17 protein-coding genes, 1 other RNA gene and 1 pseudogene are annotated in these 19628 nt (G+C 38.8%); 15 read left to right on the top strand and 4 right to left on the bottom strand.

What is annotated here, in order from left to right; genetic code table 11:
- Nucleotides 1-5: 5 nt before the first annotated feature.
- The 6 genes and pseudogenes from tpiA to MHI18_RS22155 form a co-directional block, all read left to right on the top strand.
- Nucleotides 6-767, top strand: coding sequence for a triose-phosphate isomerase (gene tpiA, locus MHI18_RS09560; RefSeq protein WP_340847128.1), 762 nt, complete (start codon nt 6-8; stop codon nt 765-767).
- Nucleotides 760-2295 (top strand): 2,3-bisphosphoglycerate-independent phosphoglycerate mutase, encoded by a 1536-nt coding sequence (gene gpmI / locus MHI18_RS09555; protein ID WP_340847127.1) that lies wholly within the window; start codon nt 760-762, stop codon nt 2293-2295. Before tpiA ends, gpmI begins: the two co-directional genes overlap by 8 nt.
- A gap of 27 nt (nt 2296-2322) precedes the next feature.
- The gene (eno, locus tag MHI18_RS09550) at nt 2323-3618 is read left to right on the top strand and encodes a phosphopyruvate hydratase (RefSeq protein ID WP_340847126.1); all 1296 of its coding nucleotides are present in this window, start codon (nt 2323-2325) and stop codon (nt 3616-3618) included.
- A gap of 501 nt (nt 3619-4119) precedes the next feature.
- Nucleotides 4120-4500 carry an SET domain-containing protein gene (locus MHI18_RS09545; RefSeq protein ID WP_340847631.1) on the top strand — a complete coding sequence of 127 codons (381 nt, stop codon included), beginning with the start codon at nt 4120-4122 and terminating at the stop codon, nt 4498-4500.
- Between the two features lie 84 nt (nt 4501-4584).
- Nucleotides 4585-5154, top strand: a complete 570-nt coding sequence (locus tag MHI18_RS09540; RefSeq protein ID WP_340847125.1) for a hypothetical protein — start codon at nt 4585-4587, stop codon at nt 5152-5154.
- A gap of 517 nt (nt 5155-5671) precedes the next feature.
- A pseudogene (locus tag MHI18_RS22155) lies at nt 5672-5776 on the top strand (SEC-C metal-binding domain-containing protein); the annotation flags it as partial.
- A gap of 150 nt (nt 5777-5926) precedes the next feature.
- Here the strand turns inward: MHI18_RS22155 and MHI18_RS09530 are convergent.
- The gene (locus MHI18_RS09530) at nt 5927-6637 is read right to left on the bottom strand and encodes a M15 family metallopeptidase (RefSeq protein ID WP_340847123.1); all 711 of its coding nucleotides are present in this window, start codon (nt 6635-6637) and stop codon (nt 5927-5929) included.
- A gap of 124 nt (nt 6638-6761) precedes the next feature.
- Nucleotides 6762-7310, bottom strand: coding sequence for a hypothetical protein (locus MHI18_RS09525; protein WP_340847122.1), 549 nt, complete (start codon nt 7308-7310; stop codon nt 6762-6764).
- Nucleotides 7311-7454: 144 nt separating this feature from the next.
- On the opposite strand from MHI18_RS09525, the gene secG reads away from it, so the two are divergent.
- The 5 genes from secG to ssrA all read left to right on the top strand — a co-directional run bounded on the left by secG (nt 7455) and on the right by ssrA (nt 12127).
- Nucleotides 7455-7688 (top strand): preprotein translocase subunit SecG, encoded by a 234-nt coding sequence (gene secG, locus MHI18_RS09520; RefSeq protein WP_040375834.1) that lies wholly within the window; start codon nt 7455-7457, stop codon nt 7686-7688.
- Between the two features lie 250 nt (nt 7689-7938).
- Complete coding sequence (locus MHI18_RS09515) at nt 7939-8685, top strand: alpha/beta hydrolase (protein ID WP_340847121.1); 747 nt, start codon at nt 7939-7941, stop codon at nt 8683-8685.
- A 54-nt stretch (nt 8686-8739) separates the two neighbouring features.
- Nucleotides 8740-11118, top strand: coding sequence for a ribonuclease R (gene rnr, locus MHI18_RS09510; protein WP_340847120.1), 2379 nt, complete (start codon nt 8740-8742; stop codon nt 11116-11118).
- Between the two features lie 57 nt (nt 11119-11175).
- Nucleotides 11176-11643 carry an SsrA-binding protein SmpB gene (smpB, locus tag MHI18_RS09505; RefSeq protein WP_340847119.1) on the top strand — a complete coding sequence of 156 codons (468 nt, stop codon included), beginning with the start codon at nt 11176-11178 and terminating at the stop codon, nt 11641-11643.
- 123 nt (nt 11644-11766) lie between these two features.
- Nucleotides 11767-12127, top strand: a transfer-messenger RNA (tmRNA) gene (gene ssrA, locus MHI18_RS09500).
- Between the two features lie 72 nt (nt 12128-12199).
- On the opposite strand, the gene MHI18_RS09495 is transcribed toward ssrA, so the two are convergent.
- Nucleotides 12200-13573 carry a DUF2254 domain-containing protein gene (locus tag MHI18_RS09495; protein WP_340847118.1) on the bottom strand — a complete coding sequence of 458 codons (1374 nt, stop codon included), beginning with the start codon at nt 13571-13573 and terminating at the stop codon, nt 12200-12202.
- Between the two features lie 241 nt (nt 13574-13814).
- On the opposite strand from MHI18_RS09495, the gene MHI18_RS09490 reads away from it, so the two are divergent.
- The 4 genes from MHI18_RS09490 (at nt 13815) to rbsK (ending at nt 18290) form a co-directional block, all read left to right on the top strand.
- The gene (locus MHI18_RS09490; RefSeq protein ID WP_340847117.1) at nt 13815-14750 is read left to right on the top strand and encodes a sugar-binding transcriptional regulator; all 936 of its coding nucleotides are present in this window, start codon (nt 13815-13817) and stop codon (nt 14748-14750) included.
- Nucleotides 14751-14959: 209 nt separating this feature from the next.
- Nucleotides 14960-16261 (top strand): L-fucose:H+ symporter permease, encoded by a 1302-nt coding sequence (fucP, locus tag MHI18_RS09485; protein WP_340847116.1) that lies wholly within the window; start codon nt 14960-14962, stop codon nt 16259-16261.
- An 80-nt stretch (nt 16262-16341) separates the two neighbouring features.
- A complete protein-coding gene (locus MHI18_RS09480; RefSeq protein ID WP_340847115.1) occupies nt 16342-17355 on the top strand; it encodes an aldose 1-epimerase family protein in 1014 nt (337 codons plus the stop codon).
- A gap of 14 nt (nt 17356-17369) precedes the next feature.
- Nucleotides 17370-18290, top strand: a complete 921-nt coding sequence (rbsK, locus tag MHI18_RS09475; RefSeq protein WP_340847114.1) for a ribokinase — start codon at nt 17370-17372, stop codon at nt 18288-18290.
- Nucleotides 18291-18421: 131 nt separating this feature from the next.
- Here the strand turns inward: rbsK and MHI18_RS09470 are convergent, their stop codons facing one another.
- A complete protein-coding gene (locus MHI18_RS09470) occupies nt 18422-19426 on the bottom strand; it encodes an aldo/keto reductase (protein ID WP_340847113.1) in 1005 nt (334 codons plus the stop codon).
- Between the last annotated feature and the right edge of the window lie 202 nt (nt 19427-19628).

Below are 19628 nucleotides of genomic sequence, written 5' to 3'. Positions count from 1 at the left end.
ATCTATTGCGTAAACCAATTATTGCAGGAAACTGGAAGATGAATAAAACACTTTCTGAAGCGTCAAGCTTCTTAGAGGAAATTAAAAGCCTAGTCCCATCAACGGACCAAATTGATTCTGTTGTTTGTGCACCAGCTTTATATCTTCAACAACTTGTACAAGCATCTGAAGGAACTAACGTAAAAATTGGTGCTCAGAACATGCACTTTGCTGAAAATGGAGCATTTACAGGTGAAATTAGTCCAGTTGCATTAAAAGATATCGGTGTTGAATATGTGATTATTGGTCACTCTGAACGTCGTGAAATGTTTAATGAAACAGATGAGTCAGTTAATAAAAAAGCGATTGCTGCTTTCAAACATGGTTTAACTCCAATCGTTTGTTGTGGTGAAACATTAGAACAACGCGAAAGCGGCCAAACAAATGTATTAGTCGGCAACCAAATTAAAAAGGCACTTGAAGGATTAACAGAAGAGCAAGTTTCCCAAACTGTTATTGCTTACGAGCCAATCTGGGCAATCGGTACTGGTAAATCATCATCATCAGCAGATGCTAATGAAGTATGTGCTCATATCCGTACAATCGTTGCTGAGAAATTCTCTCAGGAAACTGCAGATGCTGTACGCATTCAATATGGCGGCAGTGTAAAACCAGAAAATATTAAAGAATATATGGCTCAATCAGATATTGATGGAGCACTAGTGGGCGGAGCAAGCCTGGAAGGACAATCCTTCTTGCAATTACTGGAGGCTGGAAAAAATGACTAAAGCACCTGTTGCTATAATCATCTTAGATGGTCTTGGGTGTCGCGAAGAACGTGAAGGTAATGCAGTATTTCATGCTAAAAAACCGAATCTTGATCGGTACTGGGAACAGTATCCTCATTCGAAGTTAATCGCAAGCGGGGAATCAGTTGGGTTACCTGAAGGACAAATGGGTAATTCTGAGGTTGGTCATTTAAATATTGGTGCCGGCCGAATTGTTTATCAAAGCCTAACACGCGTTAACTTAGCTATTCGAACAGGTGAATTTGCAGAAAATCAAACATTCCTTGATGCAATAAATCATGCTAAGAAAAACGGAACAAACCTTCATTTATTCGGTCTTCTATCTGATGGCGGCGTTCATAGTCATATTGAACATTTATATGCTTTATTGAAGCTGGCAGCAAAAGAAGGTTTAAAGAATGTTTTCGTTCACGGATTCTTAGATGGACGCGATGTGAGTCCTCAGTCAGCTAAGGGTTATATTGAAGCGGCCGAAGCAAAAATGAAAGAAATCGGCGTTGGACAGTTTGCAACGATTTCAGGCCGGTATTATTCAATGGATCGCGATAAACGCTGGGAACGGGTAGAGAAATCTTACCGTGCAATGGTTTATGGTGACGGGCCTGGATATACAAGCGCAGCAGAATGTGTAGCCGATTCTTACAATCACGGGATTTTTGACGAATTCGTTATTCCTTCCGTTATTACAGGAAAAGACGAAAAACCTGTTGCGACGATTACTGACAACGATTCTGTTATTTTTTATAACTTCAGACCGGACCGGGCTATTCAAATCTCTAACACATTTACCAATAAAGACTTCCGTTCATTCGATCGTGGACCAGGACACCCAGAACAACTTCACTTTGTCTGCCTGACTCACTTCTCGGAAACAGTAGATGGTTATGTGGCATTTGAACCGGCTAACTTGGATAACACTATTGGCGAGGTACTTTCGCAGAACAATTTAACACAATTACGTATTGCTGAGACGGAAAAGTATCCTCATGTAACCTTCTTTATGAGTGGTGGACGTGAAGATAAATTCCCTGGTGAAGAGCGTATTTTAATCAATTCACCTAAAGTAGCAACGTACGATCTTCAGCCTGAAATGAGTGCATACGAACTTACAGATGCACTGTTAGATCAAATCGAAAATGATCGTTTTGATGCGATTCTGCTGAATTTTGCTAACCCAGATATGGTTGGTCACTCAGGCATGCTTGAGCCGACTATTAAAGCAATTGAAACCGTTGATGAATGCTTAGGCAGAATTGTGGATGCAATTGTGGCTAAAGGCGGCACGGCTATAATTACTGCTGATCATGGGAATGCTGATGAAGTGGTTACACTTGGAGGAACCCCGATGACGGCTCATACAACGAACCCTGTTCCTGTCATTGTGACCAAGAATGGTGTAACATTAAGAGAAGATGGTATTCTTGGAGATTTAGCTCCAACCATGCTTGATTTATTAAACGTTAATAAACCGATTGAAATGACAGGAACATCTTTAATTAAAAAATAAAAGCTACAGGAAAAAGGAGAGTTTTAAATGCCTTATATTCAACATGTTTATGCACGTGAAGTACTTGATTCACGCGGAAATCCAACAGTAGAAGTAGAAGTAATGACAGAATCAGGCTATTTTGGCCGCTCAATCGTTCCATCTGGCGCATCTACAGGTGAACACGAAGCAGTTGAATTACGTGATGGCGACAAATCACGTTACCTAGGTAAAGGCGTTCAAAAAGCAGTTGATAACGTAAATGAAATCATTGCTAAAGCTATGCTTGGTATCGATGTTACAGATCAAGTGGGTATTGACCGTACGTTGATCGAATTAGATGGTACAGAAAACAAAGGTAAATTAGGAGCTAACGCTATTCTAGGCGTATCTATGGCTTGTGCGCATGCTGGTGCTGAAGCAGTCGGCCTTCCATTATACCGTTACATTGGTGGAGTAAATGCAAAAACACTTCCAACACCAATGATGAACATCATTAATGGTGGATCACATGCTGATAACAACGTAGACTTCCAAGAATTCATGATTCTTCCTGTTGGAGCTCCATCGTTTAAAGAAGCACTTCGTATGGGTGCAGAAGTATTCCATGCTCTTAAATCAGTACTTTCAGGTAAAGGCTTAAACACTGCTGTAGGTGATGAAGGTGGATTCGCTCCAAACCTTGGATCTAACCGTGAAGCATTAGAAGTTATTATCGAAGCAATTAAAAAAGCTGGATACAAGCCTGGTGAAGACGTTCTTCTTGGAATGGACGTTGCTTCTTCTGAATTCTATAACAAAGAAACAGGCAAGTATGACCTTGCAGGCGAAGGAAAAATGGGCGTAACTTCAGAAGAATTAGTAACTTTCTATGAAGAGCTTGTTAACGAATTCCCAATCATCTCTATTGAAGATGGATTAGACGAAAACGATTGGGAAGGTCATAAATTATTGACTGACCGTATCGGTAATAAAGTACAATTAGTCGGTGATGATTTATTCGTAACTAACACTAAGAAATTAGCTGAAGGTATCGAAAAAGGAATCGCTAACTCAATCCTAATCAAAGTTAACCAAATCGGTACACTTACTGAAACTCTTGATGCAATTGAAATGGCTAAACGCGCTGGATACACAGCTGTTATCTCTCACCGTTCTGGTGAAACAGAAGATGCAACAATTGCGGATATCGCAGTTGCTACAAACGCTGGCCAAATCAAAACTGGTTCCCTTTCACGTACTGACCGTATTGCTAAATACAACCAACTTCTTCGCATCGAAGACGAGCTTGGCGAATTAGCAAAATACGAAGGAATCAAATCTTTCTATAACCTTAAAAAATAATACTACACACCTGTTTCGACAGCTAAATGTGTAAACCAAAACCTCGATCGATTAGTGACCCTGTCACTAATTGATTGAGGTTTTTTTGTCGTTAGGGGAGAATGAAATCGGATTTGGGCCGAATAATGTCGAGTTTGGGCTGATTCAACTTCCGTTTGGGCCGAATCAAGTTCAGAAAGGGCCGAATGAAAGCCGGATAGAGCTGAAATTGACTGTATGAAGGGCAACTCATGAAGAAATCAGATCAAAAAGGATTAGGTTTTATCCAAACAGAGTCGCTAAAAGGGAAAAAAATCGAATCCGGTTAAACAAAAGCAAAAGATACACTATTTTCACAAGAGCCCAACCATGAACTTACAATGTATGTGGCAGAATCCAACCTCAGTAAGAGTCTCTCAAAAAACAATTTCAGAGATGTGGACAAACATCGTTTCATCTTTAGAAACGTTGCATAGGATAGTTTGAGCGTGAAAATGAAGATAAGGGAGAGGGTGTTATCAACTGAAAACGATCTTTGTTAAGGATACTCACAAGTATGGGAGAGGCATCTATGCGGCTCGTGATATTAAAGTGGACGAGCTTATAGAAGTCTCTCCAATTATCCTTTCACCGAGTAGTGAATGGGAGTTTTTAGAGAAAACGGTGCTTTCAAATTATTGTTTTCATTGGGGAGAAAATTCAGAGGATGCAGCCATTGCTTTGGGATATGGATCGTTGTTTAATCATTCATTTACTCCGAATGCGACTTATTATAATAATGATCGTCATTTGACCTTGGATTTTTATGCCATTGCGGACATTTTGACTGGTGAGGAGATAACGATTAATTATAACGGGGAGCCAGATGATCAAACCCCCGTATGGTTTGAAACAATAGATTGAAAAATAGGCCTATTGCCGTGTCAGTAAGGACAAGCCATTCATATGTTAGTATAGTAATGAAATAATCTGAAAGTGGTGAAAGCTATGCCTAAAAAAGGAAAGAAATCTCCTAATTCAGGTCCATGTCCATCTCCAAATCCAAATCCTATTCCTGGGCTTTCTACAATCTGCGAGGTGTTAGAAAGTAATTTAGCTGCAGTTAGAGAAAATACTGGTTGGAGATTAGTACTAAGTTATAATGATCCTTTAACAGGTGTCCCGATATCCTCTGATGTAGTAAACGTGGATTTAGTAGGTCGGACAGTATTAGTCGATAATGCAGGGGTTACACGAACATTTACTTGTAATGAGTTAAGTGGTATTTGGGAGTCTTATGCAATTGTTGGTACGGGTGCAGGTACTAGTAATATTCCTCCTTTATCGTGTAATGTTGTATGTGGCTTATTAGCCAATAACCTTCGCCAACAGCGAGCTAATGGTTGGATAACGTCTCCTTTCGCACTTTTTGGGACAACCAATTATGAGTTATTAGCTGTGAATCTAGCAACATGTCAAGTTACAGTAAGGACAATCGCGTTACCGCCAGCCATTGTCACTCTTACATGTGCAGAGGTAGCTGCTTCTTGGTCAAGTTTTCAAGTATACAATGTTTGATAATCGACTAAATTAGATAGACCTCTAGCTTTTAGTAATGAAAAGCTAGAGGTTTTTCGTTATAGGTGACGAGAGACAGATTACGATATACAATATCTACAGGTAATAAATTATATTAATTAGGATGTGCATATAGATGAGAACCATAACCGCTGAGGAAGTTGCAGGGGGCAAGGCAGTTAAATACATAGATGTATTTGGTCTGCAAGATAACATTTCATTAAAGAGTGAGTTCGAAGGAAAGACATTTTGGATTTACGATTTCTATTGTATGCATCCAACTTGTAATTGTAATAATGTGTACCTGAAATTTATCAACAAAGATGATAAGGATGAATTTGGTGTTAGATATACGTTTAACACGAATCAATTCATCGTAGAAGATAGTACTTTTTCGAAAAAAGAAGCAAGAGACATTGCAGAGGATACGTTGAACAATAGCAGCCAAGCAATCGATTTGTTTAAACGACGCTATCAGCAAATGAAGCAAGAAGGCTCCGCAATTCTTGTGAAAGCTGAAAAGAAACAGAAGCCAGTACAAAGCAAAGAATTAATTGGAAGAAATGATCCGTGTACATGCGGTTCCGGCAAGAAATATAAGAAGTGCTGCGGGACAGCTTAATAACTGCTAAGGGGGCTGTCTCATATGTCCTTTTTCAAGTAAAGTAACGCAAATTGAAGAGGCAGAAATGTTGTTAAAACAACATTTCTGCCTCTCTCTTTTTATTCAATTTCGGCTTAATTACCCCTTATGGGACAGCCCATTTACGGACTATTGTTTAACTACAAGGGTCTGACTGTATTCTTCTAATGTAAGATCTTGTTCAGTGATTTCATGTGCAATGGCGGTACCTACATAGCGAAGATGCCATGGTTCGTATTTATAACCAGTGATATCTTCTTTGCCTTCTGGATAACGAATGATGAAACCATACTCAGCTGCATGTTGCGCAAGCCAAGCAGCTTCTTTTGTATCACCAAAGCAATCCTCTGCCGCGCAGGAGCCATCACTAGCGGTCACATCGATAGCCAAGCCTGTTTCGTGTTCACTTGTACCGGGAACAGCACAATAGCTCAGAGCTGCCTCGAGACCGTCCCTATCTACATAATAGTTAAAAAGCGATTCTTGGGTAGCGTGCGAGCGGTAAGCAGAGACACCTGCTAAGCCTAACCCTTCGTTGCTTGCAGCGGTGAATAAACGCTCAATAGCGGATGCTGCAACGGTTTTAAGCATTCTTTTTTCAATTTTCTCTTCAAATGTAAATGGGATAGATGGATAAACTAAATCATCCGTTTGGTAATCTTGCGGCAGCTTATTTTCTTTATTCACGAGTACTGCACTTTCTTCCGTGTTTTTCTCTACTTTTACAGATTCTTTATGTTCATTTACTTTCACTTTTCCTTCTTCACTGTCATTTATCGAACAGCCAGAGGCTAAAAAGATAGAAGATAGGAGCACGATGCTAAGTCGAGCAGAAGACATTGTTATTTCCTCCAATAACCATATTTATTCCCTGCAACTTTATATTGCAATAATAAACAAGCCGTATGAATTATATAACAAGCCTTTCCATATTACTAACATCGTAAACCGTAAATAAATACCATTATCTCGAGATATACTCTCGGCTAAGTTCACGTTGATATTTATCTAAAAACAGCCCAAGCCAGACGATCATTAAAATAAATGGATAATCGTGGCGGATAACGGTATTGAGTGCTTTTTCCGACCAAAAATGTTCAAAAAATGCAGAGGCCGAATATAGAATTAAGGTTTGTCTCAGGACGAGGATATGCAGGGAAATCCACAATATCGTTAGTGTATTCGTTCCAAAGCCAATAATAGCTGCACTTAGACTCACTGTTAGCGCTATCAAAGCGATAAAAAAGGATGAGGCACCTGAATGGAAATAGTCTGTACTGCCTGATGATAATGCATTGTATATAATGGAAGTGAAGAAAATCGTGGTGCATAAATAGGCGAGAAACAATAATGTTCGGCTGCCCTTATACTTGGCGATCAACAATAAAAGGGGAGAAAGAATAATTAATAGACTATTGATAAGGTCTGTTTCCATGAAAACCATCGAATAGATGGCTGTCACTGATAAGATGATGGTTAGGATATCTATAGAACGAAGAATATTCTGAAACATTTTGATATCACTTCTTTCTTTATAATAGTTTATCGACATAACAAGGTCATATTTTGCAATTTCTAACAAATCTAAGATTGTTCCAGAAGCAAGAATGTGGTACAGTAAAAGTAATGTTTATCGGGTTTTAGGAGGTGGATGTATATGCATACTTTATTAGTAACTCTTTTAGTTATTGTTTCAATTGGGCTTATTCTCTGCGTTCTTTTACAATCCGGAAAAAGTGCAGGTTTATCAGGAGCTATTGCTGGTGGTGCTGAACAATTATTTGGAAAACAAAAGGCTCGCGGTCTTGACTTAGTTCTTCATCGCATGACGATTGTATTATCTGTATTGTTCTTTATTTTAACATTATCCGTTACTTATTTCGGCTTATAATTGTAAAGATTCAAAAGTCTAGCTTAGCTGCTGGGCTTTTTTTTAGTTGTTTTTGGTACCAGATCCTTCTTTTATGTCAAAAAAATAGCAAGGTGACTGTTTATCTGATTTAATAGAAGAGGATACTAATAAGAATAAGTGTTAGTTATGTATATACTTAGCTATAGCCTAGTTTCTTCTTAATCAAACGTTTGATTAATTTTAATGGAGGACGGTTATTATTGTGATGTGAATAAAGGAGAGTCTTTAAATGAAAATTAAGCTTCCAAAGCCTTTTACTTTTGAAGGCGGGAATCGAGCAGTCTTAATGCTGCACGGGTTTACGGGAAATTCAAGCGATGTCAGGATGCTGGGTAGATTTCTCGAAGGAAAAGGGTATACTTGTCATGCACCCCACTATTCAGGTCATGGAGTTCCTCCGGAAGAGTTGGTAAAAACAGGTCCTATAGACTGGTGGAAGGACGTCATGACTGCCTATGATTATTTACGTTCAAAGGGTCATAATGAAATAGCTGTCGTAGGCCTTTCATTAGGTGGGGTATTTTCACTTAAATTAGGTTACACTGTACCTGTAAAGGGTATTGTACCAATGTGTGCGCCTATGTATATTAAAAGTGAAGAAACGATGTATCAAGGAGTTCTTACATATGCTAAGGAGTATAAAAGACGCGAAGGTAAAACAGCAGAAGAAATAGAACATGAAATGACAAGCTTTGCGAAAACTCCAATGAATACATTAAAAGAGCTTCAAAAGATGATCGCCGATGTTCGTGAACATGTTGACCATATTTACGCACCAGTGTTTGTTGTGCAGGGGCGGCATGATCAAATGATTAATACGGACAGCGCCAACATCATTTTTAATGAAGTAGAATCAGAAGATAAGCATTTGAAATGGTACGAAGAATCAGGTCATGTTATCACTCTCGATCATGAGAAGGAACAGCTTCATGAAGACGTTTATCAGTTTTTAGAAAGCTTGGAATGGTCTGATTAACCCTTCGTTAATTTATAAAAAAAGTAATACACCCATAAAGGAGGGTTTTTTTAGATGGAAGATAAGATACGCTATTTTAACGATAAGCTTCTTTCTTATATGAAAGATGAAGCTTATAAACCGTTAACTGTTCAAGAACTTGAGGAAGCACTTGGGATTGAAGACTCATTAGATTTCAAGGACTTTGTTAAAGCACTTGTGAAAATGGAAGAAAAGGGAAGCGTGATTCGAACGCGTAATAACCGTTATGGACTTCCGCAAAAAATGAATCTCATTCGAGGCAAACTTTCAGGTCACCCTAAGGGCTTTGCATTTGTAACGCCTGATGAGCCAGCTGGTGTGGATGATATTTTCATTCCGCCTAATGAAACGAAAAATGCTATGCATGGAGATATCGTTCTTGTGAGAGTCTCTTCAGAAAGTTCGGGCTCACGCAGAGAAGGTTCTGTTGAAAAGATTATTGACCGCGGAATTAAAGAAGTTGTGGGTACGTACTCTGAAAGCAAAAATTTCGGATTTGTAATCCCAGATGATAAGAAGATAGCTAACGATATTTTCATTCCGAAGAATGTGTCTCGTGGTGCTGTAGAGGGACATAAAGTCGTAGTAAGATTGACTTCCTATCCAGAAGGACGGACAAGCGCTGAAGGAGAAGTTTTGCAAATTCTTGGACATAAAAATGATCCAGGTGTTGATATCCTGTCTGTTATTCATAAGCATGGTCTTCCAATGGAATTTCCTGACGACGTACTTAACCAGGCAAATGAAGTGCCTGATACGATTGAGGAAAGTGATATCGGTAATCGACGTGATCTTCGCGGAGAAACACTCGTCACTATTGATGGTGCCGATGCGAAAGATCTAGATGATGCAGTTACTGTTACTAAACTTGAAAATGGCAATTATAAGCTCGGCGTTCATATTGCGGACGTCAGCCATTATGTAACAGAAAACTCACCACTTGACCGTGAAGCATTCGAACGGGCAACGAGTGTGTATTTAGTTGACCGAGTGATTCCGATGATTCCTCATCGCTTATCCAATGGTATTTGTTCGTTAAATCCACAGGTTGACCGGTTTACCCTTTCATGTGAGATGGAGTTTGATGCAAAAGGGAAAGTGGTTAATCATGATATCTTTGAAAGTGTGATTCGAACAACTGAGAGAATGACATATAATGATGTGAAAAAAATTCTTGTCGACAAAGATGAAGAATTATTGCAACGCTACGAACCGCTTGTCCCAATGTTCCAACAAATGGAGGAGCTCGCTGCCATTCTGCGTATGAAACGGATGGAACGCGGTGCAATTGATTTTGACTTTAAAGAAGCAAAAATTCTGGTTGATGACGAAGGTCACCCAACAGAAGTAGTTGTTCGTGAACGTTCAGTTGCTGAACGCTTGATTGAAGAATTTATGCTGGCTGCCAATGAAACAATTGCGGAACATTTCTTCCGTCTTAAGGTGCCATTCCTTTACCGTATTCATGAAGATCCTAAGGAAGAAAAACTGCAGCGATTCTTTGATTTTATTACGAATTTTGGCTATGTAATCAGAGGATCAGCCAGCTCCATTCAACCGAAAGCTTTACAGCAGATTATTGAAGCGGTTGCTGGGAAACCAGAAGAGATGGTTATTTCAACGGTTATGCTTCGCTCCATGCAGCAGGCGAAATACGATCCGGAAAGCCTAGGACACTTTGGTTTATCAACGGAATTTTATACACATTTCACTTCGCCTATTCGCCGGTATCCGGATTTAATTGTCCATCGTTTGATTCGGACGTATTTGATTGAAGGAAACCAAAATGAAGCGACTAAAGCAAAATGGGACGCAATGCTTCCTGAAATAGCTGATCATACATCTAAACGTGAACGTCGTGCTGTTGATGCTGAACGGGAAACAGATGATCTGAAAAAAGCAGAGTACATGCTTGATAAGATTGGTGAAGAGTTTGACGGTATTATTGGTTCTGTTACCAATTTTGGAATGTTTGTCGAGCTTCCGAATACCATTGAAGGTTTGGTACATGTCAGCGCGATGACAGATGACTATTACAGATTTGATGAACGTCAGCTTGCCATGATAGGTGAACGGACCGGTAAAGTGTTTAGAATCGGTGATGAAATATCAATCCGCGTAGCAAATGTGAATAAAGAAGAACGTGCAGTTGACTTCGAAATTCTAGGAATGGTCAATAGTCGACCGCGTACCTCTGGAAGTAAGCAGATTTTCAAGGCTAATCCTGATGGCACGAATAGACGCCGCAAGGATAGTGGCGGAAGCAGTGAGCGAAAAGGAAGCGGAAACGGCCAAGGCAGCGGACGTAATGCTAAAACTGGTGCTAAGTCTTCCGATAAGCCGCGAAAGAACAAAAAGTATTATGAAAATGCACCCGCAGCGAAGCGGAAAAGAAAACCTAAAAAGAGATAAAATAGTGATAGAGTCCGTTTAGGGCTCTATCCTATTAGTTAAAAAGGGGAGAGTAAAATGCCAAAGGGATCCGGAAAGCAATTGGCTCAAAATAAAAAAGCCTTTCATGACTTTGCGATTGAAGAAACCTACGAAGCAGGAATTGTATTGGTGGGAACAGAAATTAAAGCCATCCGAGCAGGAAAGGTTAATCTTAAAGACTCTTTTGCTCGTATTGAAAATGGTGAACTACAGCTGCATAATATGCACATCAGCCCATACGATCAAGGAAATCAGTTTAATCATGATCCATTGCGGACGAGAAAACTCCTTCTGCACCGTAAAGAAATTAATAAACTGATTGGTGATACAAAAGAACCAGGCTATACCATTTTACCGCTGAAAATGTATCTGAAAAATGGTTTTGCTAAAGTGTTAATCGGGCTTGGTAAAGGGAAGAAACAATACGACAAACGTGACGATCTCAAAAAGAAAGAAGCAAAACGTGATATCGAGCGTGCCTTCCGCGATCGTCAAAAGGAATAGATTGGCTGAACGATATGATTGATTTTCCTGCGAATGCTGGTATAATAAAGAATGTACCAATGACAACTGAATATCAGCATCAAAGCTGATCTATTCAATTCTCGTACGCTCCATTTATATTCTGGGGACGCTACGGATTCGACAGGGATAGTTCGAGCTTAGGTTGCGAGTCGAGGGGATCGGCCTCGTTAAAACGTCAAAGCCTATAACTGGCAAACAAAACAACAACCTAGCTTTCGCTGCGTAACAACAGCCGATAGCTGTTCCTCCCTCCATAGCCCACGTGGTAGGGTAAGGGACTCACTCTAGTGGGATACGCCGGAATCCACCGTCTGAGGATGAAGGAAGAGACCAATCAGACTAGCTATCCTGCCGCCTGTCGATAGGCTAAAGGGTTTGCGAAACGCGAATATGTCGACTACACTCGTAGAAGCTTAAGTGCCGATATGTCTGGACGCGGGTTCGACTCCCGCCGTCTCCATTACCATTAACCGCTTAAGGCGGAGATATATTTAATAAAATAAACCCTAAACTGTCCAGATGGATGGTTTAGGGTTTATTTTTTTCTATTTTCCCAGTACTCCTCATATTCTTTTTCATGTTTTGTTGTAACAGCAAGGTTAGAAAGGGCTTGGTAAAATTGTTGGTGGTCAATTTTATATAAAAATTGATCGTCAAATCCACTTGCTGTAAATAATCCAAATTCCCAAACGGCTTTATAGTCGCGTGTATTAAGGGAATGGGCCATTAAATCTAATACTTTTATAATTTCAGTAGATACAATGACATTATCTTTAGCATAGTGTCTAATATAACCAAAACCATGATACAGATAATGGTTGAACTCCCTTTTCTGTAAAATAATCCGAAGCTTATTACTTTCATCCTTTAAATAATTTGAAAATATGGATTCACGTGAAATCGAAGCAAGGATCTCACCAATTTGATAGATGACATTCGTAGCAGTTTTGGGATCATAATGTCCGATGGACCTAATCGCAACTTCTACTAGTTTGTTTATACTGAATTCAATATCTTGAACTTCTGTTTGCTTTCTTCTAATACTAATAAGAGAAAGATACTTTAGCTCGTCTATTTCAATCGCGCTTTCTTTCCAAAACGTTATGATAGGCGTAGAAGCAAAGACATAATTTCCTATTGTATATTCCAAACGAATAACGATGTCATCTTTTTGAGCTTCTTCAATCATCGTAATAAAATCGACGAGTTGAATGTAGCCCGATTTTCTAGCTGTAATAGTCAATCCCTTACTCTTGTATGATTGGTCGTTAACTATGCTTATATCTTTTACTTTATACGGATCAACTTCATCTTCTAATGTACTTTTTACAATACTTAACGCTTCTTTTTTCATGTCATAAGTCATCTGGTTAACTTGCAGCCATTCGACCGCGTGATTAATAAAAAAGATAAACGTTCCCATCGATAAGGCAGCTATCAATGTTGCGAAAACGGGTACTGCAAAATAGTATTGTGCTGTTTCTTTATTTAAAAATAGAAAACATAGTAACATATAGAAAAAACTTGACGTGAATATCCCAAGTACGCGTTGGGTGCTTTTACTAGCGATGAAATTTTTCAACATGCGGGGTGAAAATTGTCCGGAAAATGTCGTGAAAACTAACAGAATCAAGTTGAATGTGAACGTAGTCAATGTCAAAATAGCTGCTGTAAGTGTACCGACAAGTGCTTGAGTTAAACTATAATCTACGGAAAAATAAGGTCTCATATTTTTCCCCAGTTCATATTGGAAGTCAGCAGTAAATGCAACACCCACAAAAAGAAAAGTGAAAAATACATATAATACAGGCGTAAACCACAAGTTAGATTGAATCGTATGAGACAATTCTCTGTTTGACATTCTTGTATATTTCTTAACATACTTATCAAGAAGATTCATTCTAAACATATGTATATTTCCTCTCCGTAATAGCTGCTTTTATATTTTGCTCTAATTCAAAAATAATTACCCTCTAAAAACGCAGTTGGTTTAAATACAACTGGTATTTCATTAAATAAAGTTAGCAGATTTTGGATTTTAGGGAAATGGATCAAATATAAGCAGGGGAAATTTGATACTATAAGAATAATGGTAAGAGAATGTTGTTTTCGGCCCAGCTCTAATTTGTTAGAGAGAAAAGAGGGGAAGTATGGATCAGGATAAACAAAGACTTAGTATTTCTGCTGCAAGGTTATATTATCAATCGGATTATAGCCAACAAGAGATTTCTGTTAGACTTGGGGTTTCAAGACCAACGGTATCCAGGCTATTACAGTACGCGAAGGAACAGGGGTATGTAAGCATTCAAATAGACGATCCATTAGAGGATATTCATCAGCTGTCTAAGCGGCTTAAGGAAAAGTATCGGTTGAATCATGTTGATGTTTGTTATTCGCCGCTAAATGATGATGAAGAGATTACAAAGCATATTGGAGGAACAGCAGCGAATTATCTGAATCAGGTTGTAAAAGATGGCGATATTATTGGAATAACGTGGGGAACAACGTTATTTTCGGTGGCTTCTCGGTTAAAAAGTAAGCGTGTTCATGGGGTTGAAGTAGTGCAGTTAAAGGGAGGCGTGAGTCATTCCCACAACATTACCTATGCGGCAGAGATTGCTGCTTTGTTTGCCAATGCCTTTCATACGATAACTCGTTATTTACCTTTACCGGTTATTTTTGAAACGCCTACTCTTAAACAGCTGGTGGAAGAGGACAGCCATATACAAAGGATCATTGAAATGGGGAGACAAGCGAATCTGGCCATATTTACGGTTGGTACGGTGAAAGAAGATACGTTACTTTTTAAGCTGGGGTATTTAGGAGCCGAAGAAAAAAATGATCTTCAGCAGCATGCTGTAGGTGATATTTGTTCGCGTTTTTTTGATGATGAGGGGCATATAAGCAACGAAAGTATAAATAGCCGTACGGTCGGAATTGATTTAGAGGAACTGAGAAAGAAAGAAAAAAGTATTCTAGTTGCCGGAGGAGAAGATAAAGTCAGAGCGATTAAGGCAGCGTTGACAGGCGGGTATGCAAATACCTTCATAACAGATCAATATACAGCACGAGCACTTCTTGAGTAAAAAAGGATTTTAGCAGGCAAATGGCCATGCTAAAATCCTTTTTTTTATAAATTTAGTTAAAATGAACGAAATTTCATGCGAGCGTTTACATTTGTTCAATAGAGTGCTATTCTTTAACTATTAAATTAATTGTTACTAAATTAGGGAGAAGTTACAAGAAAGAAACCGTTCATCGAAGAGTATTTCATTCATTATAAGGGAGTGTAAAAATGAAAAAACCAAACATCATACAGCTGCCGGATGGCTATCTGAATCGTACTCCAATCCTGCAATTTATTCTGTTATCATCTCTATTTGCGATGTGGGCTATGGCGGCTAGTTTGAACGATATCTTGATCACTCAATTTAAAAGTGTGTTTGAATTAAGTGATTTTGCAAGCGCTTTAGTACAGAGTGCCTTTTACGGAGGGTACTTCCTGGTAGCGATTCCAGCATCAATGGTTATTAAAAAGACAAATTATAAGTTCGCCATCATCACTGGGCTATTATTTTATATTATAGGCTGTTCATTGTTTTATCCTGCATCACATTTAGCAACCTATACGATGTTCCTGTTTGCCCTATTTGCAATCGCGATTGGTCTAGGGTTTCTTGAAACGGCAGCAAATACATACAGTTCAATGATTGGTCCTCGCCAAACCGCGACACTCCGATTAAATATCAGTCAAACTTTTTATCCTGTAGGTTCAATTCTAGGTATCTTAATGGGAAAATATCTTGTTTTTCAAGAAGGTGAAAGTCTTGAGGCACAAATGTCTAAGATGTCTCCGGAAGATGCAAAGGCTTTTGGTATTCAAATGCTGCAACATACACTTGAACCATATAAATATATAATTTTTATTCTTATTGTCGTATTACTATTATTCCTGTTTACTAAGTTTCCAGCATGTAAACCAGAAAAACTCACTAGCACTACTAATAAGGCTAAAGGAAGTCTCCTGAAAGCGATTAAATATTTAGCTGGTAATAGTAAATTCCGCAAAGGAATTTTAGCACAGTTTCTATATGTAGGAATGCAAACTACGGTCTGGGCTTTTACTATTCGATTAACATTGCATTTAAATCCTCATATTAACGAAAGAACGGCATCAAACTTTATGATATACAGCTTTATTGCATTCTTTGTAGGTAAATTCATTGCTAATCTATTAATTACAAAGTATTCATCATCGAAAATTCTCGTCGTTTATGCAACACTAGGTTCCATCTTACTCGCATATGTGGCTTTTGTTCCGAATATGACAGCAGTATATGCAGCGATCGTTGTAAGTTTCCTATTTGGTCCTTGCTGGGCAACTATATTTGCAGAAACGCTGGAGGAAGTAGACAAGGAGTATACAGAGGTGGCTGGTGCAGTGTTAGTAATGGCCATTGTAGGTGGAGCTGTTATACCAGCAGTACAAGGATTGGTTTCAGATTCGCTTGGTAATATGCAATATGCATTCATCGTGTCTATGCTTTGCTTCATGTATATAGGATTCTATTTTTACGGTAAAAGAGAAACTAAATAGTCTATAGAAGAAGATATTCAGAAATTCTATCCTGAGTGTATGTCCAATTGACCAAGTATAATAGGGAAGAGGGGATCAATGTGATTGGAACAATTGAACTTCGTAGAGATTTTTTTAAAGAACAGGCCACAGTGCTGTTTACAAATAATGAGTTTGCGGTAACATTGTTTCGTTATCCATCGGGAATAGAAGCAATTGAATTAACCAATTCACGAGGGAACATGGTTGTATTACCCTATCAAGGTCAAATTATATGGGATTTGGTTTTTGACAATGTGGATCTTAAAATGAAGAATATGTTCTCTCAACCAAAACATGCTGCTGAAATTGTCGATACATATGGGTGTTTTGCTTTTCACTCGGGATTACTCAGTAATGGCTGTCCAGGCCCAGAGGATACTCACGTCTTACATGGAGAAATGGCATGTGCGAATATGGACAAAGCGTGGTTAAATATAACGGAAAACAGCGTTGAAATATGTGGCTCGACTGAATATGTAAAAGGCTTTGGACATCATTATCTAGCAAAGCCAAGCGTCTTGATGAAGGCAGAACAATCCTACATTGAAACGAAAATGACCGTCAAAAACCTGTCAGGAAATGAAATGCCATTGCAATATATGTTCCATACAAATTATGCTTATCTTGCTAATGGAGTCATGACGCAAAATATTCCAGATAGTACGTTTTCGCTGCGTGAGTCCATCCCTGACCACGTGAAGCCTACAAAAAAATGGCTCGAATTTAATGAAAAAATAAAGCAGGGTCAAGAAACACTTCATACGTTAGAACGGTCAGATTTGTATGATCCTGAGATTGTATTTTTTGCAGATCGTTTAAATCAGTATCAACAAAATGCAGAATTCGAAATTACTTCACCGGAAGGCACAGCCTTTTTCACTACGTTTTCAACGGAAGAATTCAATTATGCTACCCGTTGGCTGTTATATAATGAAGATCAACAGGTTGGTGCATTTGTATTACCTGCCACCTGTCGCCCTGAAGGATTTCTAGCTGCTGAAAAATCAGGTAGTTTGCTAAATCTTTCTCCAGGAGAAGAAAAAACATTTAAAGTCATAACTGGTAAGAAATAAGGAGGAAGAATTTGATGGATATTGCTGTAATTGGTTCTAATATGGTTGATCTCATATCGTATATAGATGAAATGCCTAAAGAAGGCGAGACACTCGAGGCACCAAGTTTTGAAATTGGTTGTGGAGGCAAAGGTGCTAACCAAGCGGTTGCGGCTGCTAAAATGGGATCTAAGGTGATGATGCTTACAAAGGTTGGAGATGACCTTTTTGCAGACAATACGATTCGTAACTTAGAAAGTTATGGAATAGACACTGAATTTACAAACAAGGTACCTGGAGCATCCAGCGGCGTAGCGCCTATATTTGTAGACCCTCAATCTAGAAATCGGATCCTAATTATCAAAGGGGCAAATCAATACCTGCTTCCAGAAGATATTGATCAAGCAGCAGATAAATTGAAAAAATGTTCGTTAATCATTCTGCAGCTAGAAATTCCCTTACAGGCTATTTATCGAGCGATAGACTTTGGGAACGAACATAATATTCCGGTTGTACTGAATCCAGCTCCTGCTTCACGGGAGTTAGACTTTGATTATGTATGTAAATGTGATTTCTTCATTCCTAATGAAACGGAATTAGAAATTTTAACAGACATGCCGGTAGAAACGGACCAACAAGTTCATGATGCAGCATTAACACTAATAGAAAAAGGCGTGAAAAATGTAATTGTCACGTTAGGAAGCCGCGGGGTAATGTGGGTAACGAACGAACGGGCTGATATGATTAGCGCTCATCGTGTGGCGGCTATTGATACCACAGGAGCTGGAGATTCATTCATTGGCTGCTTCGCCCATTTCTTTGTACAAACTGGTGATATTCTTCATTCTATTCGAATGGCGACAGGCTTCGCAGCATTAAGCGTAACAAAACGTGGTACGCAATCTTCTTATCCAGACAAAAAGGAATTAGAGACATTTATTGCTGAGCAAGTTTAAACGAAAAAAAGTCCATTCATATGATGAATGGGCTTTTTAAATTCTCTTAATCAATCGATTGATTAAATTTATAAAAGTCATATGTATCTAAGGTTTGCGTTCTTAATCAATCGATTAATTAAATTTGAATGTTATGCATTCAACCCCGGATCTGGTAGAGCCCCGACTATTGGATGGGGAACATATAACTCTTCTAAATAATGCATCTCATCAGACGAAAGCTGTATATCTAGAGCAGCAACTGCACTTTCAAGATGGCTTTCTTTTTGAGCACCTATGATGGGGGCAACAATCCCATCCTTGTTAAGAATCCAGGCTAAGGCAATTTTATCACGCGTAACCCCTTTGTTGTTTGCGACTTCAGCTAACCGTTCAACTATGCCGTGGTCGGCATTCATCATATGATCATATTTTGAATGTTGGATGGTGTCTGTTTCAGAACGATACGTACTTTCTGACCAGTCACGGGTCAAACGACCTGAAGCCAGCGGGCTGTATGGTGTAATCGCAATTTTTTCATCACGACAGAATGGAATCATTTCACGTTCTTCTTCACGATAAATCATATTATAGTGATTTTGCATGGAGACAAACTTTGTCCACCCATTTCGTTCTGCTGTTCGTTGTGCTTTTTGAAATTGCCAAGCGTACATGGCACTCGCACCAATATAACGAGCTTTCCCGGATTTCACTACATCATGGAGTGCTTCCATTGTTACTTCAATGGGTGTATGGTAATCCCAGCGATGGACAATGTATAAATCAACATAATCAGTCCCCAAACGCTCCAAGCTATGATCAATTTCGGTCATAATTTCTTTTCGAGACAATCCGCCGCTGTTAGGACGATCGGGACGCATCGTTTGGTGGACCTTTGTTGCTAGAACTATATCGTCGCGTTTTGTATAGTCCTTCAATGCACGTCCAAGAATTTTTTCGCTTTCACCCATAGAATAGATATTCGCAGTATCAAAAAAATTAATACCTAGTTCAATAGCTTTTTTAATGATTGGACGACTTTGTTCTTCATCTAAAATCCATTTGTGGACCCATTTCTCTGTATCCCCAAATCCCATAGCGCCCAAGCAGATCCGAGAAACGTCCATTCCAGAAGAGCCAAATTTTACATATTCCATAGAATAACCTCCACCGTCTTAATTCTTATTATAAGTATCTAGTTACTATACTTCTTTTCATTCTTCATTTTTCCTTCATTTTATTTGCATAAACTTATTAATCAATCGATTAATTAAAGATTAATAGTTCCTTTCATATCAAGGCTCTTACGTTCTTAATCAATCGATTGATTAAATTTTATTTATACATAAAATCAACAAT

It is taken from the genome of Peribacillus sp. FSL H8-0477 (assembly GCF_038002765.1).
Lineage (GTDB): Bacteria > Bacillota > Bacilli > Bacillales > DSM-1321 > Peribacillus.
The sequence above is the reverse complement of the archived record's forward strand: the minus strand, read 5'-3'. Positions and strand labels throughout refer to the sequence as shown.

Bases quoted from the DNA above. Each gene is read 5' to 3' on its own strand.
- smpB (WP_340847119.1), top strand. From the start codon at position 11,176: ATGCCAAAGGGATCCGGAAAGCAATTGGCTCAAAATAAAAAAGCCTTT.
- fucP (WP_340847116.1), top strand. From the start codon at position 14,960: ATGAAAAAACCAAACATCATACAGCTGCCGGATGGCTATCTGAATCGT.
- eno (WP_340847126.1), top strand. From the start codon at position 2,323: ATGCCTTATATTCAACATGTTTATGCACGTGAAGTACTTGATTCACGC.
- MHI18_RS09525 (WP_340847122.1), bottom strand. From the start codon at position 7,310: ATGTTTCAGAATATTCTTCGTTCTATAGATATCCTAACCATCATCTTA.
- MHI18_RS09470 (WP_340847113.1), bottom strand. From the start codon at position 19,426: ATGGAATATGTAAAATTTGGCTCTTCTGGAATGGACGTTTCTCGGATC.
- MHI18_RS09495 (WP_340847118.1), bottom strand. From the start codon at position 13,573: ATGTTTAGAATGAATCTTCTTGATAAGTATGTTAAGAAATATACAAGA.
- gpmI (WP_340847127.1), top strand. From the start codon at position 760: ATGACTAAAGCACCTGTTGCTATAATCATCTTAGATGGTCTTGGGTGT.
- MHI18_RS09530 (WP_340847123.1), bottom strand. From the start codon at position 6,637: ATGTCTTCTGCTCGACTTAGCATCGTGCTCCTATCTTCTATCTTTTTA.
- rnr (WP_340847120.1), top strand. From the start codon at position 8,740: ATGGAAGATAAGATACGCTATTTTAACGATAAGCTTCTTTCTTATATG.
- rbsK (WP_340847114.1), top strand. From the start codon at position 17,370: ATGGATATTGCTGTAATTGGTTCTAATATGGTTGATCTCATATCGTAT.
- MHI18_RS09515 (WP_340847121.1), top strand. From the start codon at position 7,939: ATGAAAATTAAGCTTCCAAAGCCTTTTACTTTTGAAGGCGGGAATCGA.
- MHI18_RS09540 (WP_340847125.1), top strand. From the start codon at position 4,585: ATGCCTAAAAAAGGAAAGAAATCTCCTAATTCAGGTCCATGTCCATCT.
- secG (WP_040375834.1), top strand. From the start codon at position 7,455: ATGCATACTTTATTAGTAACTCTTTTAGTTATTGTTTCAATTGGGCTT.
- MHI18_RS09490 (WP_340847117.1), top strand. From the start codon at position 13,815: ATGGATCAGGATAAACAAAGACTTAGTATTTCTGCTGCAAGGTTATAT.